This is a genomic window from Novosphingobium sp. (assembly GCF_031417815.1).
In the GTDB taxonomy this organism is placed as follows: Bacteria; Pseudomonadota; Alphaproteobacteria; order Sphingomonadales; family Sphingomonadaceae; genus Novosphingobium.
Map to the genome: position 1 here is coordinate 1 of NZ_JANOWI010000046.1, position 21047 is coordinate 21047.

Genomic DNA, 21047 nt, shown 5'->3' on the forward strand with positions numbered 1-21047 from the left:
GCCTGCATTTCGTCCATCAGCTGGCTGTCGACGTGGAGCCGGCCCGCGGTATCGAGCAGCAGCACGTCAACGGCCTGCAGTTTAGCCGATTGCACCGCGCGGGCGGCGATTTCGGTCGGCTGCTGGCCGGCAATGATCGGCAGCGTGGCGACTGCAACCTGTTCGCCCAGCACCCGCAGCTGTTCCTGGGCGGCCGGGCGGTTGACGTCGAGCGACGCCATCAGCACCTTCTTGCCCTGCTTTTCCTTCAACAGCTTGGCCAGCTTGGCGGTGGTGGTGGTCTTGCCCGAACCTTGCAGGCCGACCATCATGATCACCACCGGCGGTGCGGCATTGAGATCCAGTTCGGCCGGCACATCGCCGCCCAGCATCTCGGTCAATTCGTCACTGACGATCTTGACGACCTGCTGGCCCGGGGTAACCGAGCGCAACACGTTCTGGCCGATCGCGGCTTCGGTTACCGTATCGATGAAGCGGCGCACCACTGGCAGCGCAACGTCGGCCTCCAGCAGGGCAATGCGCACTTCGCGCATCGCATCACGGACGTCCTGTTCGTTCAGCGCACCGCGGCCACGCAGCCGGTCAAATACCGTGCCGAGCCGATCTGACAGTGCGTCGAACATAGGCCTTACCAACTCCGAACGCGCGTAACGCGCAAAACGCCGGCGGACGAAACCTCGTCAGCCAGCGTGCCAATCAGCACTCAATTGCTCTGGAATGGTGGAGCCTAGCGGGATCGAACCGCTGACCTCCTGCATGCCATGCAGGCGCTCTCCCAGCTGAGCTAAGGCCCCTTACCAATCCATCCGGCAAGCCTTGTCAGGCCTGCCGCCCTCGCTGCAAGCGCGAGAGGCGCCCCACTAGGGGCGCATCTCATGCTTGGCAAGACCCTAATTGTCGTCGACGTTGTCATCGCCGTCGACGCCGACACCAAGGTCGTCATCGCCGCCAAGATCGACATCGTTGTCAGGCGAATCGCCATCTTCATCGATATCGAGATCCTCTGCCGCAAGATCGGCATCAGGCGCGTCTTCAACCTTTTCCTTCTGGATTTCCTCGTAAGGAATCGGCTGCTTCGACTTGAGCACCGGATCGGGAATCCAAGCGTAACCGCATTCGACGCAGGCGACCGGATCGTCCTTGCCCAGATCGTAAAAGCGGGTGCCGCACTTCGGGCAGCCCTGCTTGGTGCCCCATTCAGCCTTGACCATAAAATTCCTCACTGGCGAAGTCCCGGGTCCCGGGCGTTCGCGAAAAACTGCTAAATACGGTTTGGGAGGGCGTTACGTGTGTCCTTGCGGGGGCGCGGCGCCTGTCCCAGCGCGGGCGCGCCTTGCCATAGGCTGCGCCCGCTGTCAAAAGCCGCGCGCATTTCCCGTCGTTTCCATTGAAAGTCTGCCCTTGTCCGCGCCCGCCAACTCTGCACCCACCCCGCGACGTTTCATGCCTGGCGGTCCGCTGCGCGGCGAGATCCGCGTGCCGGGCGACAAGTCGATCAGCCACCGTTCGATCATGCTGGGCGCGCTGGCGGTAGGCGAAACCAAAGTGACTGGGCTGCTCGAAGGCGAGGACGTGTTGGCTACCGCCGCCGCGATGCGGGCAATGGGCGCGCAAGTGGAGCGCATCGGTGCAGGCGCGTGGAGCGTCCACGGGGTCGGCGTGGGCGCGCTGCTCCAACCCGCAATGCCGCTTGATATGGGCAATTCGGGCACCTCTACCCGGCTGCTCATGGGCCTGGTTTCAACCCACGCGATCGAAACGCGGTTCTTTGGCGACGCCAGCCTGTCGGGCCGGCCGATGGGCCGGGTGATCGATCCGCTGAGCCAGATGGGCGCGGCCTTCGAGGCCAGTGAGGGCGGCCGTCTTCCCCTCACCGTGCGCGGTGCGAACCCGGCGGTGCCGATCGAATACCGCCTGCCGGTCGCCTCGGCGCAAGTCAAAAGCGCGGTGCTGCTGGCCGGGCTCAACACGCCGGGGATCACCACGGTGATCGAGCCGGCGCCGACCCGCGACCATTCAGAACGCATGCTGCGCGGGTTCGGCGCGGAACTGACGGTTGAGGAATTAAACGGCGAACGCGTGATCCGCGTTCGCGGCGAGGCCGAGCTTCAGCCGCAAGTCATCGAAGTGCCCGGCGATCCCAGTTCCGCCGCGTTCTTCATGGTTGCCGCGCTGATCGTGCCGGGCAGCGAACTGCTGATCCGCAACGTTGGCCTCAACCCGACCCGCGCCGGGCTGGTCCATGTGCTGCGCCAGATGGGCGGCTCGATCGAGGAACTGAACGCGCGTGAAGTGGGCGGTGAGCCGGTGGCGGACCTGCTGGTCAAGCACTCTGCACTGCAGGGCATCGATGTCGATCCGGCGGTGGCTCCCAGCATGATCGACGAATTCCCCGTGCTATTCGTCGCTGCGGCGCTGGCGCAGGGCACGACCCGCACCAGCGGCCTCGACGAACTGCGGGTCAAGGAAAGCGACCGCCTCTCCGCCATGGCCGCCGCGTTGACCACCGCCGGCGCACGGGTACAGGAAGTCGAGGACGGCCTGATCATCGAAGGCAGCGGCGGCGAACCGCTGCGCGGCAGCGCCAACGCGCGGGTCAAGACCCACCTCGATCACCGCATCGCGATGGCGATGGCGGTAGCAGGCCTGGCCAGCCGCGATGGGATCGAGGTTGACGATACCCGCCCAATTGCGACAAGCTTCCCGGTGTTCGAGGCGCTGCTGGACGGGGCGACGGCATGATCATCGCGGTCGATGGCCCCACCGCCTCGGGCAAAGGCACCATTGCCAAGGCGCTGGCGGCGCATTTTGGCTTGCCGCATCTCGATACCGGGCTGCTGTACCGCGCGGTCGGGCGGCAGTGTGCACTGAACCACGGCAATGCCGATGATCCCGGCGATGCGCTGGCCGCGTGCGATTTTCGGGATAGCCTGCTGGCCGATCCCGTATTGCGTAGCGAAGCGGCCGGCGGCCTTGCCAGCCGGGTGTCGGTCCACCCCGCTGTGCGCCGTGCACTGTATGACCGCCAGCGCGCGTTCGCCACCCAGCCCGGCGGCGCGGTGCTGGATGGGCGCGACATCGGCACGGTGATCGCGCCCGAGGCCGAGGTGAAGTTGTTCGTCGTCGCCAGCGTGCCGGCGCGCGCCGAGCGGCGCTTCCGCGAAATGCAGGCCACGGGCCGCGCCGTGACCCTGGCCGAAATCGCAGCGGACCTCGAAGCGCGCGATGCCCGCGATCGCGGCCGCACCGATGCGCCATTGGTTGCCGCTGCTGATGCCGTGCTGCTCGATACGTCCGATCTTGGCCCCGCCGCAGCCATAGCCGAAGCGATCCGGATTGCTGAGTTGTGCGTATGAACATAGTTGAATGGGACGAGGCGCTTGCCCGCGACTTTCACGACATAAATGTCGAATGGATCGAAGCGATGTTCGAACTGGAAGAGGCCGACCGGCTGGTGCTGGAAAATCCTCAGGAAACGATCGTCGATCCCGGCGGGGCGATCCTGTTTGTCGAAGCACCGGGGCTGGGGATTGTCGGAACCTGCGCGCTCAAGCCCGATGGCACCGGCGCGCATGAACTGACCAAGATGGGCGTGCGTGAAGCGGCACGCGGGCTGAAAGCGGGCGAATTCCTGCTCGAAAAGGTGATCGAGCGGGCCCAGCAGATGGGTGTTGAAGAGCTCTATTTGCTGACCAACAAGAAGTGCGCAGCGGCGATCCATCTCTACGAAAAGCTCGGCTTCGTCCATGATACCGGGGTGATGGAACGCCACGGCGGCGCTTACGGCCGCTGCGACGTAGCGATGCTTTTTATCGGCCAAAATTGATCCACGGCCAAGGTATCGATTTCCTACATTCGCCAAATCTGACAAATGGCGATGATGCGGTCTTTATCCAACTTTTTCGGGGGTTTTGATCGAAGCAACCGCAGTAAGGCAATTTTAAACCTGGAGAGTGGTCCATGCGGTCCATGCCCCACCTGCCCTGCGGCGTGCCTGACTTACTAGCGCCGCCAATTTCCTTGCGTTTTGGCCGTTCCGGGCCTAACCGCGCCGAGTCCCGATAGCCCCGGCTTGAAAGACGCTGTGACGGGTATTCGGCCCGCACGGCAAGACGGCCCCTTTTGGCCCACCTCGGCAATCCCGCCAAGGTGGAGAAAAGACCAGCGGAACCAACCGCTTGGCCGGAAACATTGATATGAGGAAACTCAACCCTATGGCATCGACTGCCAACCCCACCCGCGACGATTTCGCGGCTCTCCTTGAAGAATCACTCGGCGGCGCAGCCGACGGCGGCTTTGAAGGCCGCGTGGTCAAGGGCACCATTACCGCAATCGAAAACGACAAGGCCGTCATCGACGTTGGCCTGAAGAGCGAAGGCCGCGTTTCGCTGAAGGAATTCGCGATGCCGGGCCAGCCGCACGGGCTTTCCGTGGGCGACGAAGTGGAAGTCTACGTCGACCGCGTCGAGAACTCCGAAGGCGAAGCCATGCTCAGCCGCGATCGCGCCCGCCGCGAAGCCGCCTGGGACAAGCTGGAAAGCGAATTCGGCGAAGGCAAGCGCGTTGACGGCGTGATCTTTGGCCGGGTCAAGGGCGGCTTCACCGTCGATCTTGATGGCGCCGTGGCCTTCCTGCCCGGTTCGCAGGTCGATATCCGCCCGGTCCGCGATGTGCAGCCGCTGATGGATATCCCGCAGCCGTTCCAGATCCTCAAGATGGACCGCCGCCGCGGCAACATCGTGGTCTCGCGCCGCGCCGTGCTCGAAGAAACCCGCGCCGAACAGCGCACCGGGCTCATTTCGGGTCTCGCCGAAGGCCAGATCATCGACGGTGTGGTCAAGAACATCACCGATTACGGTGCGTTTGTGGACCTGGGCGGCATCGACGGCCTGCTCCACGTTACCGACATGAGCTACAAGCGGGTCAACCACCCCAACGAAGTCATCAATATCGGTGATACCGTGAAGGTACAGATCATCCGCATCAACCAGGACACCCAGCGCATCTCGCTGGGCATGAAGCAGCTGGAATCGGATCCGTGGGAAGGCGTTGCCGCCAAATACCCGGTCGGCGCCAAGCTCAAGGGCGTGGTCACCAACATCACCGAATACGGCGCCTTCGTCGAACTGGAATCGGGCATCGAAGGCCTGGTCCACGTTTCGGAAATGTCCTGGACCAAGAAGAACGTCCATCCCGGCAAGATCGTTTCGACCTCGCAGGAAGTCGACGTGCTGGTGCTCGAAGTCGATAGCGACAAGCGCCGCATTTCGCTTGGCCTCAAGCAGGCCCAGCAGAATCCGTGGGAAGCATTCGCCGAGAAGCACCCGATTGGTTCGACCGTCGAGGGCGAAGTCAAGAACGCCACCGAATTCGGCCTGTTCATCGGGCTCGATGGCGATGTCGACGGCATGGTCCACATGTCGGATATCGCCTGGGGCATCTCGGGCGAAGACGCACTGGCGCTGCACCGCAAGGGTGAAGAGGTCAAGGCGATCGTGCTCGACGTCGATGTCGACAAGGAACGCATCTCGCTTGGCATGAAGCAGCTTGAAAAGGGCGCGCCTTCAGCCGCTGGTGCCGCAGCTTCGGCTGGTGGCGGTGGCCTCAAGAAGAACGAAGTCGTCACCGTCACCGTGCTCGAAGTGCGCGACGGGGGCCTCGAAGTTCAGGCTGGCGACGATGGCGCCACCGGCTTCATCAAGCGTTCGGACCTTGGCCGTGACCGCGACGAACAGCGTCCCGACCGGTTCCAGGTCGGCCAGAAGCTTGATGCCATGGTCACCGGGTTTGATCGGTCGAAGAAGCCCAACTTCTCGGTCAAGGCGCGTCAACTCCATGAAGAGAAGGAAGCGGTGGAACAGTACGGTTCGTCCGATGCCGGCGCTTCGCTGGGCGACATCCTGGGTGCCGCGCTGAAGGCCAAGAAGGACTAAGCGCCAGCCCACAGGCTAGCCAATGCAAGGCCCGTCCGGAGCGATCCGGGCGGGCTTTTGCTTTGGCAGCGATGGGCCTATGATCGCGATTGGAGATGTCCGATGCTTGAAGTCCACCAGTTCGCCTGTTTGTCCGACAATTACGGCTTCCTGCTGCACGATCCCGTCAGCGAGGAGACGGTCTGCATCGATACCCCCGATGCCGATGCCTACTTGCGCGAGGCGCGGCACAAGCACTGGCAGATCAGCCAGATCTGGAACACCCACTGGCACCCCGATCACGCCGGCGGAAATGCTGCGATCAAGGCGGCGACGCGTTGCGCGGTGATCGGCCCCGCAGAAGTGGAGAAGCTCGGCACCGCGCCCGACCGCCTGGTCAAACACGGCGATCTGCTAACGCTGGGCGATTGGGATGTGCGGGTGATTGACGTTGGCGGACATACCAACGGGCACATCGCTTTCCACATCCCCAAGGCCGAGCTGGCTTTCGTGGGCGATGCGGTGTTCGCGCTGGGCTGCGGACGGATGTTCGAAGGCACGTCGGACCAGTTCTGGGCCAGTCTGCGCCGGATCAAGGCACTGCCGCCCTGCACCATGCTCTACTGTGCGCATGAATATACCGAGAGCAACCTGCGCTTTGCACTCCACGCCGATCCCGAAAACGCCAAGTTGCATGACTATGCGGAACATATCCGGAAAGTCCGCGCGGCGGGCAAGCCGACCGTGCCGACCACGCTGAGCCGAGAACTGGCCACCAACCCGTTCCTGCGCGCCGATGATCCGGCGATGCAGGCGCGCTGGGGCGGCGGCGATGCGGTAGCAACGTTCGCGGCACTCAGGGCGGCAAAGGACACGTTCTGACCGTCATGAAAGCCGTTGTTGTCGATCGTCTTTCGCCAGACCTGTCTGGGGTTGCCCTTACCGATCTGCCGATGCCTGAACGCAGGTCAGGCGAAGTGCTGGTGCGGGTGCGCGCCGCCTCGCTCAACTTTCCCGACTTGCTGATGACGCGCGGCGAATACCAGTTCAAACCCGAGGTCCCGTTCGTGGCCGGGCTCGAATTTGCCGGCGAAGTTGTTGAGGCTGATGCGGAGAGCGGCTTTGCGCCGGGGGACAAGGTCTATGGCGGCAACAAGACCGGGGGCTTTGCCGAATACGCCGTGGTCCCGGCGCGCGCGCTGAGCGTGATGCCGCACGGGATCGGCTTTCCCGCCGCCGCCGCGCTGGGCGCGGCCTATGGCACGGCCTATACCGCGCTGGTCGAGATTGGCCAGCTTCAGGCCGGGCAATGGGTGCTGGTCCACGGAGCGAGCGGCGGGGTCGGCCTGGCCGCGGTGGAACTGGCCAAACGGCTGGGCGCGCATGTGATCGCCACCACCGGATCGCCGGCCAAGGTCGAAGCATTGCGGGGCGCCTGCGCTGCCGATGCCGTGATCATCGCAGAGGGCCGCTTTCGCGAGGTAGTGGCGGAGATGACCGGCGGCAAGCTGTGCGATCTGGTCTATGATCCGGTCGGCGGTGATGTGTTCGATGAAAGCACCCGCTGCGTCGCCTTTGGCGGCAAGCTGTTGGTCATCGGTTTTGCCGGTGGCCGGATTGCCGATGTCTCGACCAATATCCCGCTGATAAAGGGTTTCTCGGTCGTGGGCGTGCGGGCCGGTGAATATGCGCGGCGCTTCCCCGCACGCGGCAAGGCGATCCGCGAAGCCGTGGCGACGCTGGCCGCCGATGGCGCCCTCACCCCCCATATCGACCGGGTGCTGCCGCTGGCGTGCTGGCGCGAAGCCTATGAAGCGATGGCGCGGCGCGAAGTGGTGGGCAAAGTGGTGATCGAACCATAATTCCTCCCCGGCACGGGGGGGAACGGAAAAGGGCGGCCCGTGAGCCGCCCTTCCCCTCTCCAAGATCTTCAAAACTGTTACAGCCCGGCAACCGCCTCGTCGACCAGCGCCTTGTCGGCCTTGGCGGTGTGGCCCGCAGCGATTAGGTCGCGCGCGGCACCGGCGGCGGCCTGGGCAGCCTTGGCGCGCAGGCTTTCGACCGCGCTGCGTTCGGCAGCGAAAATCTTGTCCTGCGCCATCTTTTCGCGGCGCAAAACCAGTTCAGCAGCATCGCTGGTTGCTTTTGCGATGATCGCCTCGGCTTCGTGGGCAGCATGAGCGACAATGCCCTTGGCTTCTTCGGTGGCGGCAGCCTGCTGCACCTTGGCACTGGCCAGCAGCGCTTCGGCCTCGGCGCGAACGGCCTTGGCTTCATCGAGTGACCTGCGGGTTTCGGCGATCTGCGCATCGAGTGCGCCAATCACCTTGCGGTGCGCCTTGGCCCCGAAAATCGCGACCAGAATAAAGATCGAGACCCCGGCGTAGACCCAACCTTCGGCATCGAGGCCGAGCAGCGCAGGGCCGTGTTCTGCGCCGCCGTGTTCGGCCGCTTCACCAGCCGCTTCGGCCAGCAGAAACATGAGATTGGTCATCGCTTGTCCCCTCAGATCCGCGCTGCGACCGAGGCCTTGGCGGCGTCGATCCCCGGCGTAACGCCGGTCAGCTTGGTGACAATGGCCTGGGCGCTTGTCGCCGCAGCAGCGGCAATTTCGCTTTCGGCCTTGGTCACCGCCTTGGCGATGCGGGCTTCGGCAGCGGCCAGCGCAGTGTCAGATTTGGCCCCGGCCTTGGCAAGCTGGGCCTCGGTGGCCTTGGCAGCAGCCGTCTTGGCTTCGGCAATGGTGCTGCGCGCGGCTTCGCGCGAAGCGTTCATTTCGGCATGATAGCTTTCATCGACCGCATCCGCACCGTCCTTTGCGGCCTTGGCGGCGGCCAGATCACCGGCGATCGATGCTTCGCGCGCGTCCATCACTGCGCCCAGCTTGGGCAGGGTCAGGCGGACAACGCCGAAATAGAGAACCATGAAGATGACTGCAAGCCACGCAATTTGCGGCCAGAAGACATGTCCGAAATCAAACTGAGGCATTGCGTTCCCTGCCTGCAAAATTGAAACAGCCCGGCGCGCGCGAGGCTAGCCCCCGCGCGGCACAGGCCGGATATGGGCTCAGCCGAATGCCAGAGCGAGCGCGACGACGGCCGCGATCAGGCCAAGCGCTTCGGTCACGGCGAAGCCGAAAATCAGACGGCCGCCCATCTTGGCGTCGGCTTCGGGATTGCGCACCGCACCATTGAGGTACTGACCGAAGATCGAACCCACGCCAATAGCGGCAAGGCCCGCACCGATCGCAGCCAGACCGGCGCCGATGAGTTTTGCAGATGCTGGATCCATGATAAATTCCTTGCGTTAGAAGAGGTTGAAAAAAGAACTTAGTGGAGGTTGATGGCGTCGTTGAGATAGAGCGAAGCCAGAAGCGCGAAAACATAGGCCTGAACAACCGCGATCAGCACTTCGAGCGCGGTCAGCGCGACGATCACCACCAGCGGCAGCGCCCCCAGCACATAGGGCAGCGCGCCGAACGATCCCAGTGTTACCACAAAAGTGCCGAACACCTTGAGCAGTACGTGGCCCGCAGTCATGTTGGCGAACAGCCGGATCGCCAGCGTGAACGGGCGGGTCAGGAAGCTGAGGAATTCGATAATGAAGACGAACGCGCCCAGCGCGATATTGGCATCCTTGGGCCAAAACAGCGCCAGAAAATGGAAGCCGTGCCGCCAGACACCGATCACGCAGACGGTCACGAAAACGATCATGGCGAGGCCAAAAGTGACCGTGACGTGGCTGGTCGGCGTGAATGCACCAATCCACGGGATCAGGCCCAGCAGGTTGCAGGCCAGCACGAAAATAAAGATCGAAAAAATCAGCGGGGCATAACGCCGGCCTCCGGGACCGACGTTTTCATCCAGCATTTTTCGCACGAAATCATAGAGATATTCGGTAGCTGCCTGCACACGGCCTGGAACCAGCTGCGGTTTGGCGGTGCCGACAAAGAGAAAAACCGAAACTGCGGCCAGCGCGATCACCATCCACAGCGAGGAGTTCGTGAACGAAACATCGTATCCCGCCACAACCAGCGGCTTGATCGTTTCGACCGTGAACTGTTCCATCGGGTTGGCCATCGAAAGTCCCTGAGTCCTTAAACGTCGTTGCCGGGATCGGTATCGAACTGCCGCGCGGTTTGCATGGCGCGGCGGGTGCCGGCGGCAAAGCCTAGCACCAGGCCGACGATCATGCCCCACGGGCGGGTTCCCGCGCCGCTCCAGTTATCCAATGCCCAACCGGCAAACCCCAGCACCAGCACCGCGCCGACAAATTCGATCCCCACGGCCCAGCCGCGCGATTCCGCACGTCCTTCGGCCCGGGAGATCCCGCGATCGTGCTTGGCCTGCGCTTCGGCAATACGCCGGTCGAGGGTGTCCCCGCCGTTGTTCTCGCTCGAATCGGTCACACGAAAGGTCCTGTCTGCAGCGGCGCCACAAGGGCCAAACCAGCCGGAAAATTGAGCGTGTTCGAACCCGGCCCGCAGATACGGGGGACCCTGAACGCGGCCCCTTTAGGAAGGGACATGGGCCGAGTCAACCGGCCCGCCCGGTCGATGCAAAAAGGGGCGCCGGTGTGTGCCACCGACGCCCCGCTTTTGGGAGGTTGTTTGTTCAGCCCGCCGGCAGCGGCGATCCCACCGGAGGGCAGCGATTGTCACGCAGCGCCGGTTCCGCCGTGCGGGTGCGCCACGAACCATCGGGGGCCTGATACTTTTCGCCTGGCCTGGTCTTGGCGATCAGCTGGCACGCGGTGGTGAACGCATAGTCTTCCACCGTCGAGCTTCGCGCCTGGGCGCGCTCGACATAAACCTTGCGGCGCTTGATGTTGACGCTATCGGCCACGCGCCGCACCTCATCCGAAGGCGGGGTGGGAAAGCCCAGGTAGCCATCGGTCTGTTCGCCCACCTGCCCGGTGGCACGCGCTGCTTCGAGCGCAGGATTGGCGACGGACTGCGCGGCAAGCGGGCTGGTGACCAGCATTGCTCCGACAATGACAGCGCCCAGCCCCAAAGTCAGGCGGCCAAGAGTTGCTCTGTTCATCACGTCAATCACTCCAATCAGAAAATGTCAGGATTGTCTTCGATCGTGCTCGCGGCGTCGGCCGAGAGGCGATAGACGACCTCCTGTTTGATGTTGATGTTGAGCTCGATCACGATCGGCTTGTCCGGTGCATTGACCGATACACAACCCGAAAGCGACACCGCGCCGCCCAGCAACATCGCCAGCACAATTGCCTGGCTGGCTGCCGACCTTCGTTTCCCTGTTTGCGATCCCTGCATCGGCAAGCTCTTCGCAATTCGGGCGCGCAAGGTCAATTCGATAGCGTTCATGGGCTATTCCTGCTGTCTGGAGCCTGAATATCGTCTGGCTTTTGTGTGGGTTGGACCGCGGGCGGCAAGGCGGCAGGCGGCGAAGGAACGGGCTGCGGCGGAATGACGGGGGCGGGCGCGGCCGGCTTGGCTTGCTTGCCAACCAGCCCCAGCTCGCGCGGATCACGGATCCGGCTGGGATCGTAAAGCGATTTGAACGAGCCGATCAACTGATAGAACGGCGCGCGGATATTGATGTTGAACACCACCGGCAGGCCTTCGAACCGCCGTGTCAGGAAATTGCGCTTGGCCCCTTTGCCTTGCTTGACTCCGTCGATGTGCATCTGGGTGACGATTTCACCATCGATATTGCCCTGCAGGGTGATCTCCATCCGGCTGAAATCAAGGCTTTTGAGCGCATCGAAGGCAAAGTTGCCCATCGGCGAAAGGTCCTTGTAAGTCAGCTCACCGACATAGGAGATGTTGCCGCCGGGCGGGCGCGAGACCAGCAAACCGCCCTCGATCCGTCCGCCGTTCTCGTCGAACACCAGCGGCAGGCTGCCATCGAAGATCCCGGTCGCGGAAATGTTGGCAAGTTCGAGCCGCTGGACGAATTTGGCGGAATTGATCCCTTCGACCATCAACGTGAAGCGCCGCACTTCGGACGATCCGATCACCATGCGCGTCGGCAGCAGCTTCATTGTGCCATCGATGAACGGCCATTCGCCGCCTTCGACCAGCAGCACCTTATCCGGCGCAAGCTGGAACCAGACATCGCCGTCGTTGACCTCGATCCCGGGGTTGATCGACTTGACCGTAAGATGCTGGCGCGGCGGGGTTTCCAGCTTGAGGAGATCGCTGAAATGGACGGTGCCTGACACGCCCTTGACCGGCCCGAACAGCGCAGCGAAATCGGCATTCCGGGTGTTGAAATCGCCAGTCGAAGTGACCCCGTCACGGTTCCAGTCGATATCGCCGCGCCCGGTCACCGTGCCGAACACGTCGGCCACCACGCCTTGGGTATAATAGGTCAGCATTTCGGGCTGGAGCTGCTTGTCGAAAGTGATCCCTGGGACCAGCAGCTCGGCATGGCCCAGCGCAGTATCGAGATCGTGGCTGATGCGGGTATCGACGATCACCCGGTCGGTCTTGGCTTCGCGCAGCAGCGCCTGCGCCGTGAAGGTGGTGGAATGGAGCTGCAAGGCGGCATCGCGCGCCAGCAGCGGATAGAACCGCGCCACCTTTTCGCGGTCCTTGACCCACAGGCTGGCCCCGGTCACCGCCAGGTCTCCTCCGGCGAAGCGCCAGTTACCCGCCCCGTCATACATATCGAGCGGCACCGCATCGAGCTTGAGCGCGGTCCCGGCAAAGGTCCCGGTCACCACTTTGCCCAGCTGCGCCCTCAGATCGGCGATCTGCATGGTGTTGGGCCGATCGATTGGCCCCAGTGAAACGTCGATGCTGCGCGCCGCGAGTGCACCGGGCCAGGCCATGCCGATCGCTCCGCTTCTAAGCCGGATCGCGGTCGTGCCCAAGGTGCCGGTGAACGACAGCGCCGAGGCACCTGCAGAGGCGCGGAAACCGCGGCCATCGAACTTCACGATCGCGCCTTCCTTGCCCGGGCATATCGTCATGGCCTGCGCATTGAGCGACAGGTTGGCCACCTTGAAGCGGTCAAACGCTACCGGCGTGCAGGTGCGCAACATGGCAAGGCCCGCGCGGCTTGACCAGTTGCCTTCCACCGGCAGGCGCAGGTTATCGATCCGCCCGCCGGGCAACGGGCCGCTGACCCGTGCCTCACCGGCAAAGCCGATTGCCCCGCCGGGCAACTGCACCACCTTGAGCAGGGGCAAGGCCACGCGGCTGTCCCCGGCGCGGTATTCGGCAAGGCTGAGCTGGGCGACACCAGCGCCGCTACCGCGCTGTTCGAACCGCCCTTCGATCCGCGGCAGGCCGGCGCCTTCGGTGATGATGTTCCCGGCAATGCGCGGTCCGCCGCGCTGACCCAGCACCAGCGTTACCCGCGAAAGCTGCGCCAGCCGCGCCCCGCCCGTGCCGCGCCACAGCGCGCCGGGAACCACCAGGTTGGTAATCGTCCCGCTCTGGCGCAATTGATAAGTCGCGCTGAGCGAACTGCCCGGTGCCTCGCGCAGCAGCGCGGCACGCAGTTGCTTTGCCAGCGGTTCGAGCAAGGTGCCTTGCCCCGCCCCGGCCATGTTGGCCAAAGCGCCATCGAAGCCGCGCCCCGGCGTCACCCCTTGCCCGTTCAGCGCACCCGAAGCATCCCAGCTGGTCAGGCCATCGCGGCCGTGAAGATCGCCGTCCAGCTTGACCCGCGCCATCTGCACGCCCGCCGCCTGCAGCCGCGTGCCATTGAGGGCATAGCTGGCGACCAGTTGCCCGGCCCCATAGCTGTATTCACCCTTGCCCTGAACGGTCGCCAGCTGGCTGCCCTGAAATGCTGCGCGCTGGCTGTCGATTGCATAGCTGCCCGCCACCTTGTCAAACAGCGGGCCAATTTTGGCCACCAGCGCCAGGTTAGCCTTGCGCAGGCTTGGCCCGGCCGGGCAATCGAGCGCGGCCAGCCGCACCGGGCCGACGAATGTGGGTGCGGCGGCGCTGCTGGTCACCTTCCCGTAAGCGCTGAGCCCCTGCATCCGGCAACCGCCAAGTTCCAGCTTCGGTGCCACTGCTGCCAGTGTGCCTACAAAGCTGTTGCGCAGGTTGCCCCGCCCTTCGGCCTTGACGCCCAGTACACCCCACTCGCTTTCGATCCGCGCGCGCCCGTCAACCAGTTTGAGATCGAGATCGGGCAGTCCCTTGGGCCCGGCGCGATTGGTGTAGATCACTTTGTCGAGCGCGCCGAAGCTGACCTTGCCATCCATGACCTGGCCATAGAGCCGCGGGCGCACCAGCATCACTTCGCCGATTGTCGGCGTGCCTAAGGTCAGGCGGGTTTCGACCTCGACCCGTTCGGCGGTGAAATCGGGCCGCGCCGGATCGCCGACCACGACATTGGTCAGAATCTGGCGGTTGGTGCCGATCTTTTCGATCTCGTAGGTCGCTGGAAGACCCAGTTCTTCAAGCTGACCGGCAACGATCCGGTTGGCGATCCGCTCACGCGCCAGCCAAGTTCCGGCCAGCGCCAGCGCGAGCACAATCAGCAGGCCGACAAGCACACGCAACCGCCGCCGCCGGGCAGGCGCGGGGACTTCAGCCAGTTCATCAAATGCTTGAGGATCGTCCTCGGACATTGCACCACCCTTGCGCGCTCAACGCATGAAAGGCAAGAAAGTGCCGCAAGGAGAACAGGCGGATGGCCAATAGCGGCGAAGATGCGCACCACGGCAGTGGCCACCGCGCGCGGCTGCGCACCCGCCTGCTGTCAGGCGGGGCCGAAGCGCTGGGCGATCACGAGGTGGTCGAATACCTGCTGATGACCGCGATCCCGCGCCGCGACGTCAAGCCGCTGGCAAAAAGCCTGATCGCCCGGTTCGGCGGGCTGGCGGGGCTGTTCAACGCCGATTCCGCCGCATTGGCCAAGCATCCCGGGATGGGTGAAACCAGCGCCGCGGCGTTCAAGATCGTCGCGCTGGCCGCGCGCCGCATGGCCCGCGCCGGGGTGCAGGAAACGCCGGTGCTATCAAGCTGGCAGGCGCTGCTCGATTACCTGACGATCGACATGGCGCACCTCAAACACGAACGGGTGCGGGTACTCTACCTCGATACCAAAAACCGCCTGGTCAGCGATGAACTGGTCAGCGAAGGCACGCTGGATGAAGCCGCCATCCATCCGCGCACCGTGGTCAAGCAGGCGCTCGATCTGGGCGCGGCGGGGCTGATCCTGGTCCACAACCATCCATCCGGTTCGCCCGAACCCAGCCGCGCTGATGTGCAGATTACCAATCGGATCGCGGAAGCTGGGCGGCTCCTTGGGATCGCGGTGCTCGATCACGTGATCATCGGCAAGGAAGGCCACGTCAGCCTTAAATCGCGCGGGCTGATCTAGCACGGGCGGAAAGTCCGCTTGCAGCGCGCCGCTTACGACGGCTTGCGTTTCTCGGCATTGCCGCTGTCGCCGCGCTTCACGGCGTTGCCGCCCCCGCTTTTGCCGCCGAAGGTCGATACCGCTTGCGTGCAACGGTTCCGGAAGCCGAGGATTTCGCGCACCATCTCCTTGCCTTCCTGCATCGGTGTGCATTTTCTGGCCTGGCTTCCTGACGACGCGGCGAGTGGCTGCGCCGCAGCCGGCGCGCAGACCGCGACCACCACACAGATTGCTGAAATGCACCGCAGTGCCAATGAGCGACTCATATCCACACCTCTGTCGCGCAACCAAGACAATCCTAGCACTACACCTTGATTTGGCAATGTATGTTCGCCGCAATCTGTTTGTCGTAATAGCCGCGCATCGAAACCGCGCAGAGCACCACGATCACCAGCGACAAAATCCCCAGGAACATCGCATTGATCGCGATCCTGTTGGTTCGGCCGGCAGTCGCCCCGGCAAGGACCACCACTTCACGCGGCAGGTAGATCCAGATGAACAGCATTTCGATCAGATAGGTGGTGATCGTACCCACCGAAACTTCCGCCACTTCGCGGCAGGCCGGCTCTGACCACAGCCAGAAGAAATTGATTGCCAGATAGGCGAGGTAGATCGCGATCACGTGCGCGACTGAAAACACCTTCACCACCGCGATCACCGTGCGGACGATCGGAATGCTGCGCCGGAACAACCGCACGATCACGAACAGAAGGATGCCGAACGAAACCCATTTGAGGAGGTTGTCGACCATCAGGCCGAAGATGTCTTTGGCGCTGTTGGGCTCGTGGAGGATGTAGCGGCTCCACATGAACGCGCCCATCGCGGTCGAAAAAATCGCGAATATCACGCTCTTGTTGTAGTTCTCGTGATCGTCGTAGATTTCCTCGGTCACGGTCGGGCGGAAGAAGGTGACCAGATAGACAATGAATTCGCGCAGGTATTTCTCCAGCGCGGCGATAACCTTTTCGACGTCCATTGCTGCCCCCTTGCCCTTGGCACCGTGCTGGCCGATGCAAGGCCCGCTCGTCCCCAGCCCCCCGGAGTCGCCGCACTTGATGTATCACGGATTGCCCGCAATGCTGCAACGGCCAGTGCCATGTGCGTAGCCGCGATCGCCTGGGCGGCGCATCCGCGCTGGCGTTTGGTGGCCGCCGGCAACCGCGATGAATTCCACGGCCGACCCGCTGCACCGCTCGCGCACTGGGCCGATGGCCGGGTGATCGCCGGGCGCGATCTTGAAGCGGGCGGAACCTGGCTGGGGGTGAGCGAGGGGCGCTTTGGCCTGGTCACCAATCTGCGCACGCCGGGCTATCCCAAGGCCGAGCTGGCATCGCGCGGAGCGCTGGTGACCGATTGGCTGCACGGCAATGCGCCCGCGCCCGAACCGGCGATGAACCCGTTCAACCTGTGGCTGGCGGACGGGCAAACTCTGCGCGTGCTAACCAACCAACCGGCGTGGGAAGCGCTGACCCTCGAACCCGGCATCCATGGCCTGTCGAACGGCGCGCACCGCGACCGCTGGTTCAAGACCGCCCGGCTGGAGGCGGCGCTGGGCGCGTGGCTGGACAGCACTGACGGCGATGACGCGCTGTTCGCCGCGCTGCGCGATGAAGCGCCCGAAACCGCCGATCCCGAGGATGCGTTTTCATCGGTGTTCATCCAAAACCCACGCTATGGAACGCGCTGTTCAACCGTGGTGCTGGTGGACGCCGCGGGCCAGGGCCGGATCGTTGAGCGCAGTTTCGATCCGGATGGCGCGGTTACGGGTGAAGTTACGCTGGCTTTCGACTGGCCAGCCTAGGACGCATAATCTGCCGTCAGCAACTGCGGCCGCTCGCGCGCTACTTTCACCACCAGTTCGCCGAACAGCCCGTTGACCCAGGCGAACCATTTGCGGGTGAACTTCGCCGGATTATCCTTGTCGAACGCTTCGTGCATGAACCCGGTGCCGGCATGGGTGGCGCGCAAAGTCTTGAGGCTCCACGCGATCACCGCGTCATCGTCGCTTGAAAGCGCGCGGACGATGATCGACATCGGCCAGACCTGCCCCTCGCCGATATGCGGCCCGCCGATCCCCTCGCCCGCCGCGCCCTTGAAAAACCACGGATTAGCCTCGCTCCACACTGCATCGGCGGTGCTCTGCCACAACGGATAGTCCGCCGGCAGGCAGCGCAGATAGGCCAGCCCGAGCAGCGAGGGAACATTGGCATCGTCCATGAACAGGTAATTGCCATAGCCATCGGTTTCGTAAGCGAAGACCTGGCGGCCATCGGGCAATTGCATGATGCCGTGCGCGAAGACCGCCTTTTCAACCTCGTCGGCCAGTGCGCGGGCATCGGCGGCAAGTGCCTCGTCGCTCAGCACCGCGCTGGCCAGCACCGCCAGCTCGCGCAAAGTTGCGACAGCGAAGAGATTGCCCGGGATGTTGCAAGGGAAAGTGCAGGCATCGTCGCTGGGGCGGAAGGCCGAATGGATCAGCCCGGTCTTGCGGGTCGGCGTGCCGATCCCGGCCAGGGTGGTTTCGGTTGGCTGATCGGTCATCCGCTGGAACCGGTACGGCCCCGGCCCCGCCACCCGTTGCTGCTCCCTGAAGGTGGCGATGATGGTGTGCGCAGCCTGCGCAAAAGTGGCATCATATGGTTCGGTGTCGCCGCTGGCCTGCCAGTAATCGTGCGCCAGCCGCAGCACATAGCACAGCGAATCGACTTCCCATTTGCGCTCGGCAACGCCCGGCTTCATCTCGGTCTTGTCGCGCTTTGACCAATGCAGCCCATCGGTGGACTTGGGATCGCGGGTGAAGGCATTGGCATAAGGATCAAGCAGCACGCAGCGCGCATGGCGGCGGATCAGCCCGCGATAAAGCTCGCGCAGATGGGCGTCGTCTTTCGCCAGATGCAGATAGGGCCGCATCTGCGCCGCGCTATCGCGCAGCCACAACGCATCGATATCACCGGTGATGACGAAGGCGTCCGGCTTGCCGTCCATGGTGCCGAGCGTGACCGTGGTATCGAGCGTATTGGGAAAGCAATTGCCGAACATCCAGGCCAGTTCCGGATCCTTGATCAGGCCGCTGACCCGCGTGATCTCCCCCTCCACCGCCTTTGATACGAAACGGCGCGCGGACGCGGGCGGGCGGTTGGAGGTGAACATGCGGGTCTCCTGGGCGCGCAGCAACGACGGGGCCAGCATCATGGCGGCTCCGGCAGCAAGGAACGAACGGCGGGGTAGGGCGAGTGACGACACTGCTGCCGTGGTGGCCGGGTTTGGCCGGATTGTCGAGATATTGGTGCGCGCGGCAAAGCCTTTGCCAACCCGTTCGGCGATGCTAGCCTTGGGCCAGAGGAGAGCATCATGACCGTCCAGCAGCCCGATGGCATCCATCACATCGCGATCATGTCGGCCGACATGAAAGCGCAGCTGACCTTTTTCACAGCGGTGATGGGCTTTCCGCTGGTCGGCCTGTTCGAAATGCACGGCGTTGCCGGCGCCAAGCATGCTTTCCTCAAGATGGCGGACCACAGCTTCTTCTCGGTGGTCGAAATGGACGGAATCGCCGACATCCCCTGCACCATCGGCATCACCCACGCTGGCACCGGCGCGGGCAAGTGCGCGGCCGGAGTCACCCAGCACATCGCCTTCCGCGTACCCGACGAGGCCGGCCTGATCACGATGCAAAATCGCATCCGCAGTCACGGCGTCGCTGCGATTGGCCCGATCGGGCATGGCTTCTGCAAATCGATCTACTTCGCCGGGCCCGAGGGGCTGACGCTGGAAGTGAGCTATGCGGTGAGCGAAGTCGATCCGGCGCACTGGGTTGATCCGGCGATGCTTGAGGAATGCGGGATATCGGGCGATGAAGCGCAGGCGATGCTCAACCCCGCGCCGTGCCTCGGTGATGGCCCGGTCGCCCAGCCCGCCTATGACGCAAGCAAGCCGCAGATGGCCTATCCGGTCGAGACACTGAAGGCGATCCTGTCCGCGCCCGATGCGGCGATCACGATGCAGGGCAGCTATAACGAGCCGCCGGTGGGGGCTTAGCGCAACCGCAAGGTCCTCCGCATTTTGCGAAGCCAAATGGGGAGGAGGCGCGCCGAAGGCGTGACGGAGGGGTATCGGGGCTGGCGCCATTACCCCTCCGTCAGCGGCATGAAGCCGCTGACACCTCCCCATTTGTGGCCTTCGCCAAAAATGGAGAGGACCTTGTGGGCACCTCTCGCCCTTGCCTTCCCCGCCCCCCTCGCATAGCGGCACCTGCATACCCACAAGGAGTCGAACATGGTCCCCCGCTATTCCCGCCCCGCCATGACTGCGATCTGGGAGCCCGAAGCGCGCTATCGGATCTGGTTCGAGATTGAGGCGCATGCCACGCAGAAGCTGGGTGAGCTGGGGGTGGTTCCGCCAAGCGGGGCCAAGGCGCTGTGGGACTGGTGGGCAACCGAGCCCAAGATCGATGTCGCCGCGATCGATGCGATCGAGGCGGTTACCAAGCATGATGTGATCGCGTTCCTTGATTGGGTGGCGCAGCAGGTCGGGCCCGAGGCGCGGTTCATGCATCAGGGGATGACCAGCTCCGACGTGCTGGATACCACGCTGTCGGTGCAGCTGGCGCAGGCATCAGACCTGTTGCTGGCCGATCTTGACGACCTGCTCGCCGCGATCAAGCGCCGGGCGCTGGAGCACAAGTACACCCCCACCATCGGCCGCAGCCACGGCATCCATGCCGAGCCGACCACCTTCGGCAAGAAGCTCGCCGAAGCCTATGCCGAATTCTCGCGTGCCAAGGCACGGCTGGTGGCGGCGCGCGCCGAAGTGGCGACCTGCGCGATTTCCGGCGCGGTCGGCACTTTCGCCAATATTGATCCCGCAGTTGAGGAATATGTCGCCGACAAGCTGGGCCTCGCCGTTGAACCAGTCTCTACGCAAGTGATCCCGCGCGATCGCCACGCGATGTATTTCGCCACGCTGGGGGTGATCGCCAGCAGCGTCGAGCGTCTGGCGATCGAAGTGCGCCACTTGCAGCGCACCGAAGTGCTCGAGGCCGAGGAATACTTCGCGCCGGGCCAGAAGGGCTCAAGCGCCATGCCGCACAAGCGCAACCCGATTCTGACCGAGAACTTGACGGGTCTGGCCCGGATGGTCCGTTCGGCAGTCACCCCGGCGCTGGAAAACGTGGCCTTGTGGCATGAGCGCGATATTTCGCACAGCTCGGTTGAACGGTTCATCGGGCCCGATGCCACGATCACGCTGGACTTCGCGCTGGGCCGCCTCACCTCGGTGATCGATAAATTGCTGGTCTATCCCGAGCGGATGCAACGCAACCTCGACAAGATGGGCGGGCTTGTCCACTCGCAGCGGGTGCTGCTGGCGCTCACGCAAGCCGGGCTGGAACGCGATGCGGCCTACCGGCTGGTCCAGCGCAATGCGATGAAGGTGTGGGAAAGCGACGGGCAGCTCAGCCTGCTCGAACTGCTCAAGGCCGATAGCGAAGTGGCCGCGGTGATGAGCGCGCAGGAACTCGCGGAGAAGTTCAACCTCGACTATCACTTCAAGGCGATCGACACGATCTTCGCGCGGGTGTTCGGGGAATAGTTGCGTCAGATCCTTTCCATTTTTGGCGACTGCCACAAATGGGGAGGTGGATGGGCCGAAAGGCCCAGACGGAGGGGCTTCTGGGCTAGCGTCCTTGCCCCTCCGTCACGCCTTCGGCGCGCCACCTCCCCATTTGCACTTCGTGAAAATGGAGAGGATCGTATAGGTTAGGTGGTCATCACCTGCG

23 protein-coding genes and 1 tRNA gene are annotated in these 21047 nt (G+C 63.8%); 10 read left to right on the forward strand and 14 right to left on the reverse strand.

Annotated elements, in window-relative coordinates:
* The 3 genes from RMN99_RS12500 to RMN99_RS12510 all read right to left on the reverse strand — a co-directional run.
* On the reverse strand, positions 1-623 hold a 623-nt coding region (locus tag RMN99_RS12500), incomplete at its 3' end, for a signal recognition particle receptor subunit alpha (RefSeq protein WP_309623650.1).
* Between the two features lie 95 nt (positions 624-718).
* Positions 719-794: transfer RNA gene (locus RMN99_RS12505), tRNA-Ala, on the reverse strand.
* Between the two features lie 96 nt (positions 795-890).
* Positions 891-1211, reverse strand: coding sequence for a TIGR02300 family protein (locus RMN99_RS12510; protein ID WP_309623651.1), 321 nt, complete (start codon positions 1209-1211; stop codon positions 891-893).
* Positions 1212-1443: 232 nt separating this feature from the next.
* Between RMN99_RS12510 and aroA the strand changes: the two genes are divergently transcribed.
* From aroA to RMN99_RS12540, 6 genes are all read left to right on the forward strand, one after another.
* Positions 1444-2742 carry a 3-phosphoshikimate 1-carboxyvinyltransferase gene (gene aroA / locus RMN99_RS12515; protein ID WP_309623687.1) on the forward strand — a complete coding sequence of 433 codons (1299 nt, stop codon included), beginning with the start codon at positions 1444-1446 and terminating at the stop codon, positions 2740-2742.
* The gene (locus tag RMN99_RS12520; protein WP_309623652.1) at positions 2739-3356 is read left to right on the forward strand and encodes a d(CMP) kinase; all 618 of its coding nucleotides are present in this window, start codon (positions 2739-2741) and stop codon (positions 3354-3356) included. The genes aroA and RMN99_RS12520 overlap by 4 nt, the downstream gene beginning before the upstream one ends.
* A complete protein-coding gene (locus tag RMN99_RS12525) occupies positions 3353-3826 on the forward strand; it encodes a GNAT family N-acetyltransferase (RefSeq protein WP_309623653.1) in 474 nt (157 codons plus the stop codon). The genes RMN99_RS12520 and RMN99_RS12525 overlap by 4 nt, the downstream gene beginning before the upstream one ends.
* 388 nt (positions 3827-4214) lie before the next feature.
* Entirely contained in the window at positions 4215-5933 is a 1719-nt protein-coding gene (rpsA, locus tag RMN99_RS12530; protein ID WP_309623654.1) for a 30S ribosomal protein S1, read from the forward strand.
* A 102-nt stretch (positions 5934-6035) separates the two neighbouring features.
* Entirely contained in the window at positions 6036-6794 is a 759-nt protein-coding gene (gene gloB / locus RMN99_RS12535) for a hydroxyacylglutathione hydrolase (RefSeq protein WP_309623655.1), read from the forward strand.
* Positions 6795-6799: 5 nt separating this feature from the next.
* The gene (locus RMN99_RS12540; protein WP_309623656.1) at positions 6800-7774 is read left to right on the forward strand and encodes an NADPH:quinone oxidoreductase family protein; all 975 of its coding nucleotides are present in this window, start codon (positions 6800-6802) and stop codon (positions 7772-7774) included.
* 77 nt (positions 7775-7851) lie between these two features.
* Here the strand turns inward: RMN99_RS12540 and RMN99_RS12545 are convergent, their stop codons facing one another.
* The 8 genes from RMN99_RS12545 to RMN99_RS12580 all read right to left on the reverse strand — a co-directional run bounded on the left by RMN99_RS12545 (position 7852) and on the right by RMN99_RS12580 (position 14477).
* Positions 7852-8406, reverse strand: coding sequence for a hypothetical protein (locus tag RMN99_RS12545; RefSeq protein WP_309623657.1), 555 nt, complete (start codon positions 8404-8406; stop codon positions 7852-7854).
* A gap of 11 nt (positions 8407-8417) precedes the next feature.
* Positions 8418-8900, reverse strand: a complete 483-nt coding sequence (locus RMN99_RS12550) for an ATPase (RefSeq protein WP_309623658.1) — start codon at positions 8898-8900, stop codon at positions 8418-8420.
* A 78-nt stretch (positions 8901-8978) separates the two neighbouring features.
* Positions 8979-9203 (reverse strand): F0F1 ATP synthase subunit C, encoded by a 225-nt coding sequence (locus RMN99_RS12555; protein ID WP_309623659.1) that lies wholly within the window; start codon positions 9201-9203, stop codon positions 8979-8981.
* Between the two features lie 38 nt (positions 9204-9241).
* Positions 9242-9991, reverse strand: coding sequence for a F0F1 ATP synthase subunit A (locus RMN99_RS12560; protein ID WP_309623660.1), 750 nt, complete (start codon positions 9989-9991; stop codon positions 9242-9244).
* A 17-nt stretch (positions 9992-10008) separates the two neighbouring features.
* Complete coding sequence (locus RMN99_RS12565; RefSeq protein WP_309623661.1) at positions 10009-10320, reverse strand: AtpZ/AtpI family protein; 312 nt, start codon at positions 10318-10320, stop codon at positions 10009-10011.
* Between the two features lie 205 nt (positions 10321-10525).
* On the reverse strand, positions 10526-10954 hold the full coding sequence (locus RMN99_RS12570) for a YdbL family protein (protein ID WP_309623662.1): 429 nt from the start codon (positions 10952-10954) through the stop codon (positions 10526-10528).
* Between the two features lie 17 nt (positions 10955-10971).
* Complete coding sequence (locus tag RMN99_RS12575; protein ID WP_309623663.1) at positions 10972-11244, reverse strand: YnbE family lipoprotein; 273 nt, start codon at positions 11242-11244, stop codon at positions 10972-10974.
* Positions 11241-14477, reverse strand: coding sequence for a YdbH domain-containing protein (locus tag RMN99_RS12580; protein ID WP_309623664.1), 3237 nt, complete (start codon positions 14475-14477; stop codon positions 11241-11243). Before RMN99_RS12580 ends, RMN99_RS12575 begins: the two co-directional genes overlap by 4 nt.
* A 62-nt stretch (positions 14478-14539) precedes the next feature.
* Here RMN99_RS12580 and radC point away from each other — a divergent pair, with 62 nt between their 5' ends.
* Complete coding sequence (radC, locus tag RMN99_RS12585; RefSeq protein WP_309623665.1) at positions 14540-15232, forward strand: RadC family protein; 693 nt, start codon at positions 14540-14542, stop codon at positions 15230-15232.
* Positions 15233-15264: 32 nt separating this feature from the next.
* On the opposite strand, the gene RMN99_RS12590 is transcribed toward radC, so the two are convergent.
* Positions 15265-15558 carry a hypothetical protein gene (locus RMN99_RS12590; RefSeq protein WP_309623666.1) on the reverse strand — a complete coding sequence of 98 codons (294 nt, stop codon included), beginning with the start codon at positions 15556-15558 and terminating at the stop codon, positions 15265-15267.
* A 17-nt stretch (positions 15559-15575) separates the two neighbouring features.
* A complete protein-coding gene (locus RMN99_RS12595; RefSeq protein WP_309623667.1) occupies positions 15576-16247 on the reverse strand; it encodes a hypothetical protein in 672 nt (223 codons plus the stop codon).
* A gap of 120 nt (positions 16248-16367) precedes the next feature.
* On the opposite strand from RMN99_RS12595, the gene RMN99_RS12600 reads away from it, so the two are divergent.
* Positions 16368-17072, forward strand: a complete 705-nt coding sequence (locus RMN99_RS12600; protein ID WP_309623668.1) for an NRDE family protein — start codon at positions 16368-16370, stop codon at positions 17070-17072.
* Here RMN99_RS12600 and RMN99_RS12605 read toward each other — a convergent pair.
* The gene (locus RMN99_RS12605; protein WP_309623688.1) at positions 17069-18463 is read right to left on the reverse strand and encodes a glycoside hydrolase family 125 protein; all 1395 of its coding nucleotides are present in this window, start codon (positions 18461-18463) and stop codon (positions 17069-17071) included. The genes RMN99_RS12600 and RMN99_RS12605 overlap by 4 nt on opposite strands.
* A gap of 159 nt (positions 18464-18622) precedes the next feature.
* On the opposite strand from RMN99_RS12605, the gene RMN99_RS12610 reads away from it, so the two are divergent.
* Positions 18623-19309 carry a VOC family protein gene (locus RMN99_RS12610; RefSeq protein ID WP_309623669.1) on the forward strand — a complete coding sequence of 229 codons (687 nt, stop codon included), beginning with the start codon at positions 18623-18625 and terminating at the stop codon, positions 19307-19309.
* Positions 19310-19546: 237 nt separating this feature from the next.
* A complete protein-coding gene (gene purB / locus RMN99_RS12615; protein ID WP_309623670.1) occupies positions 19547-20860 on the forward strand; it encodes an adenylosuccinate lyase in 1314 nt (437 codons plus the stop codon).
* Positions 20861-21047: the final 187 nt, after the last annotated feature.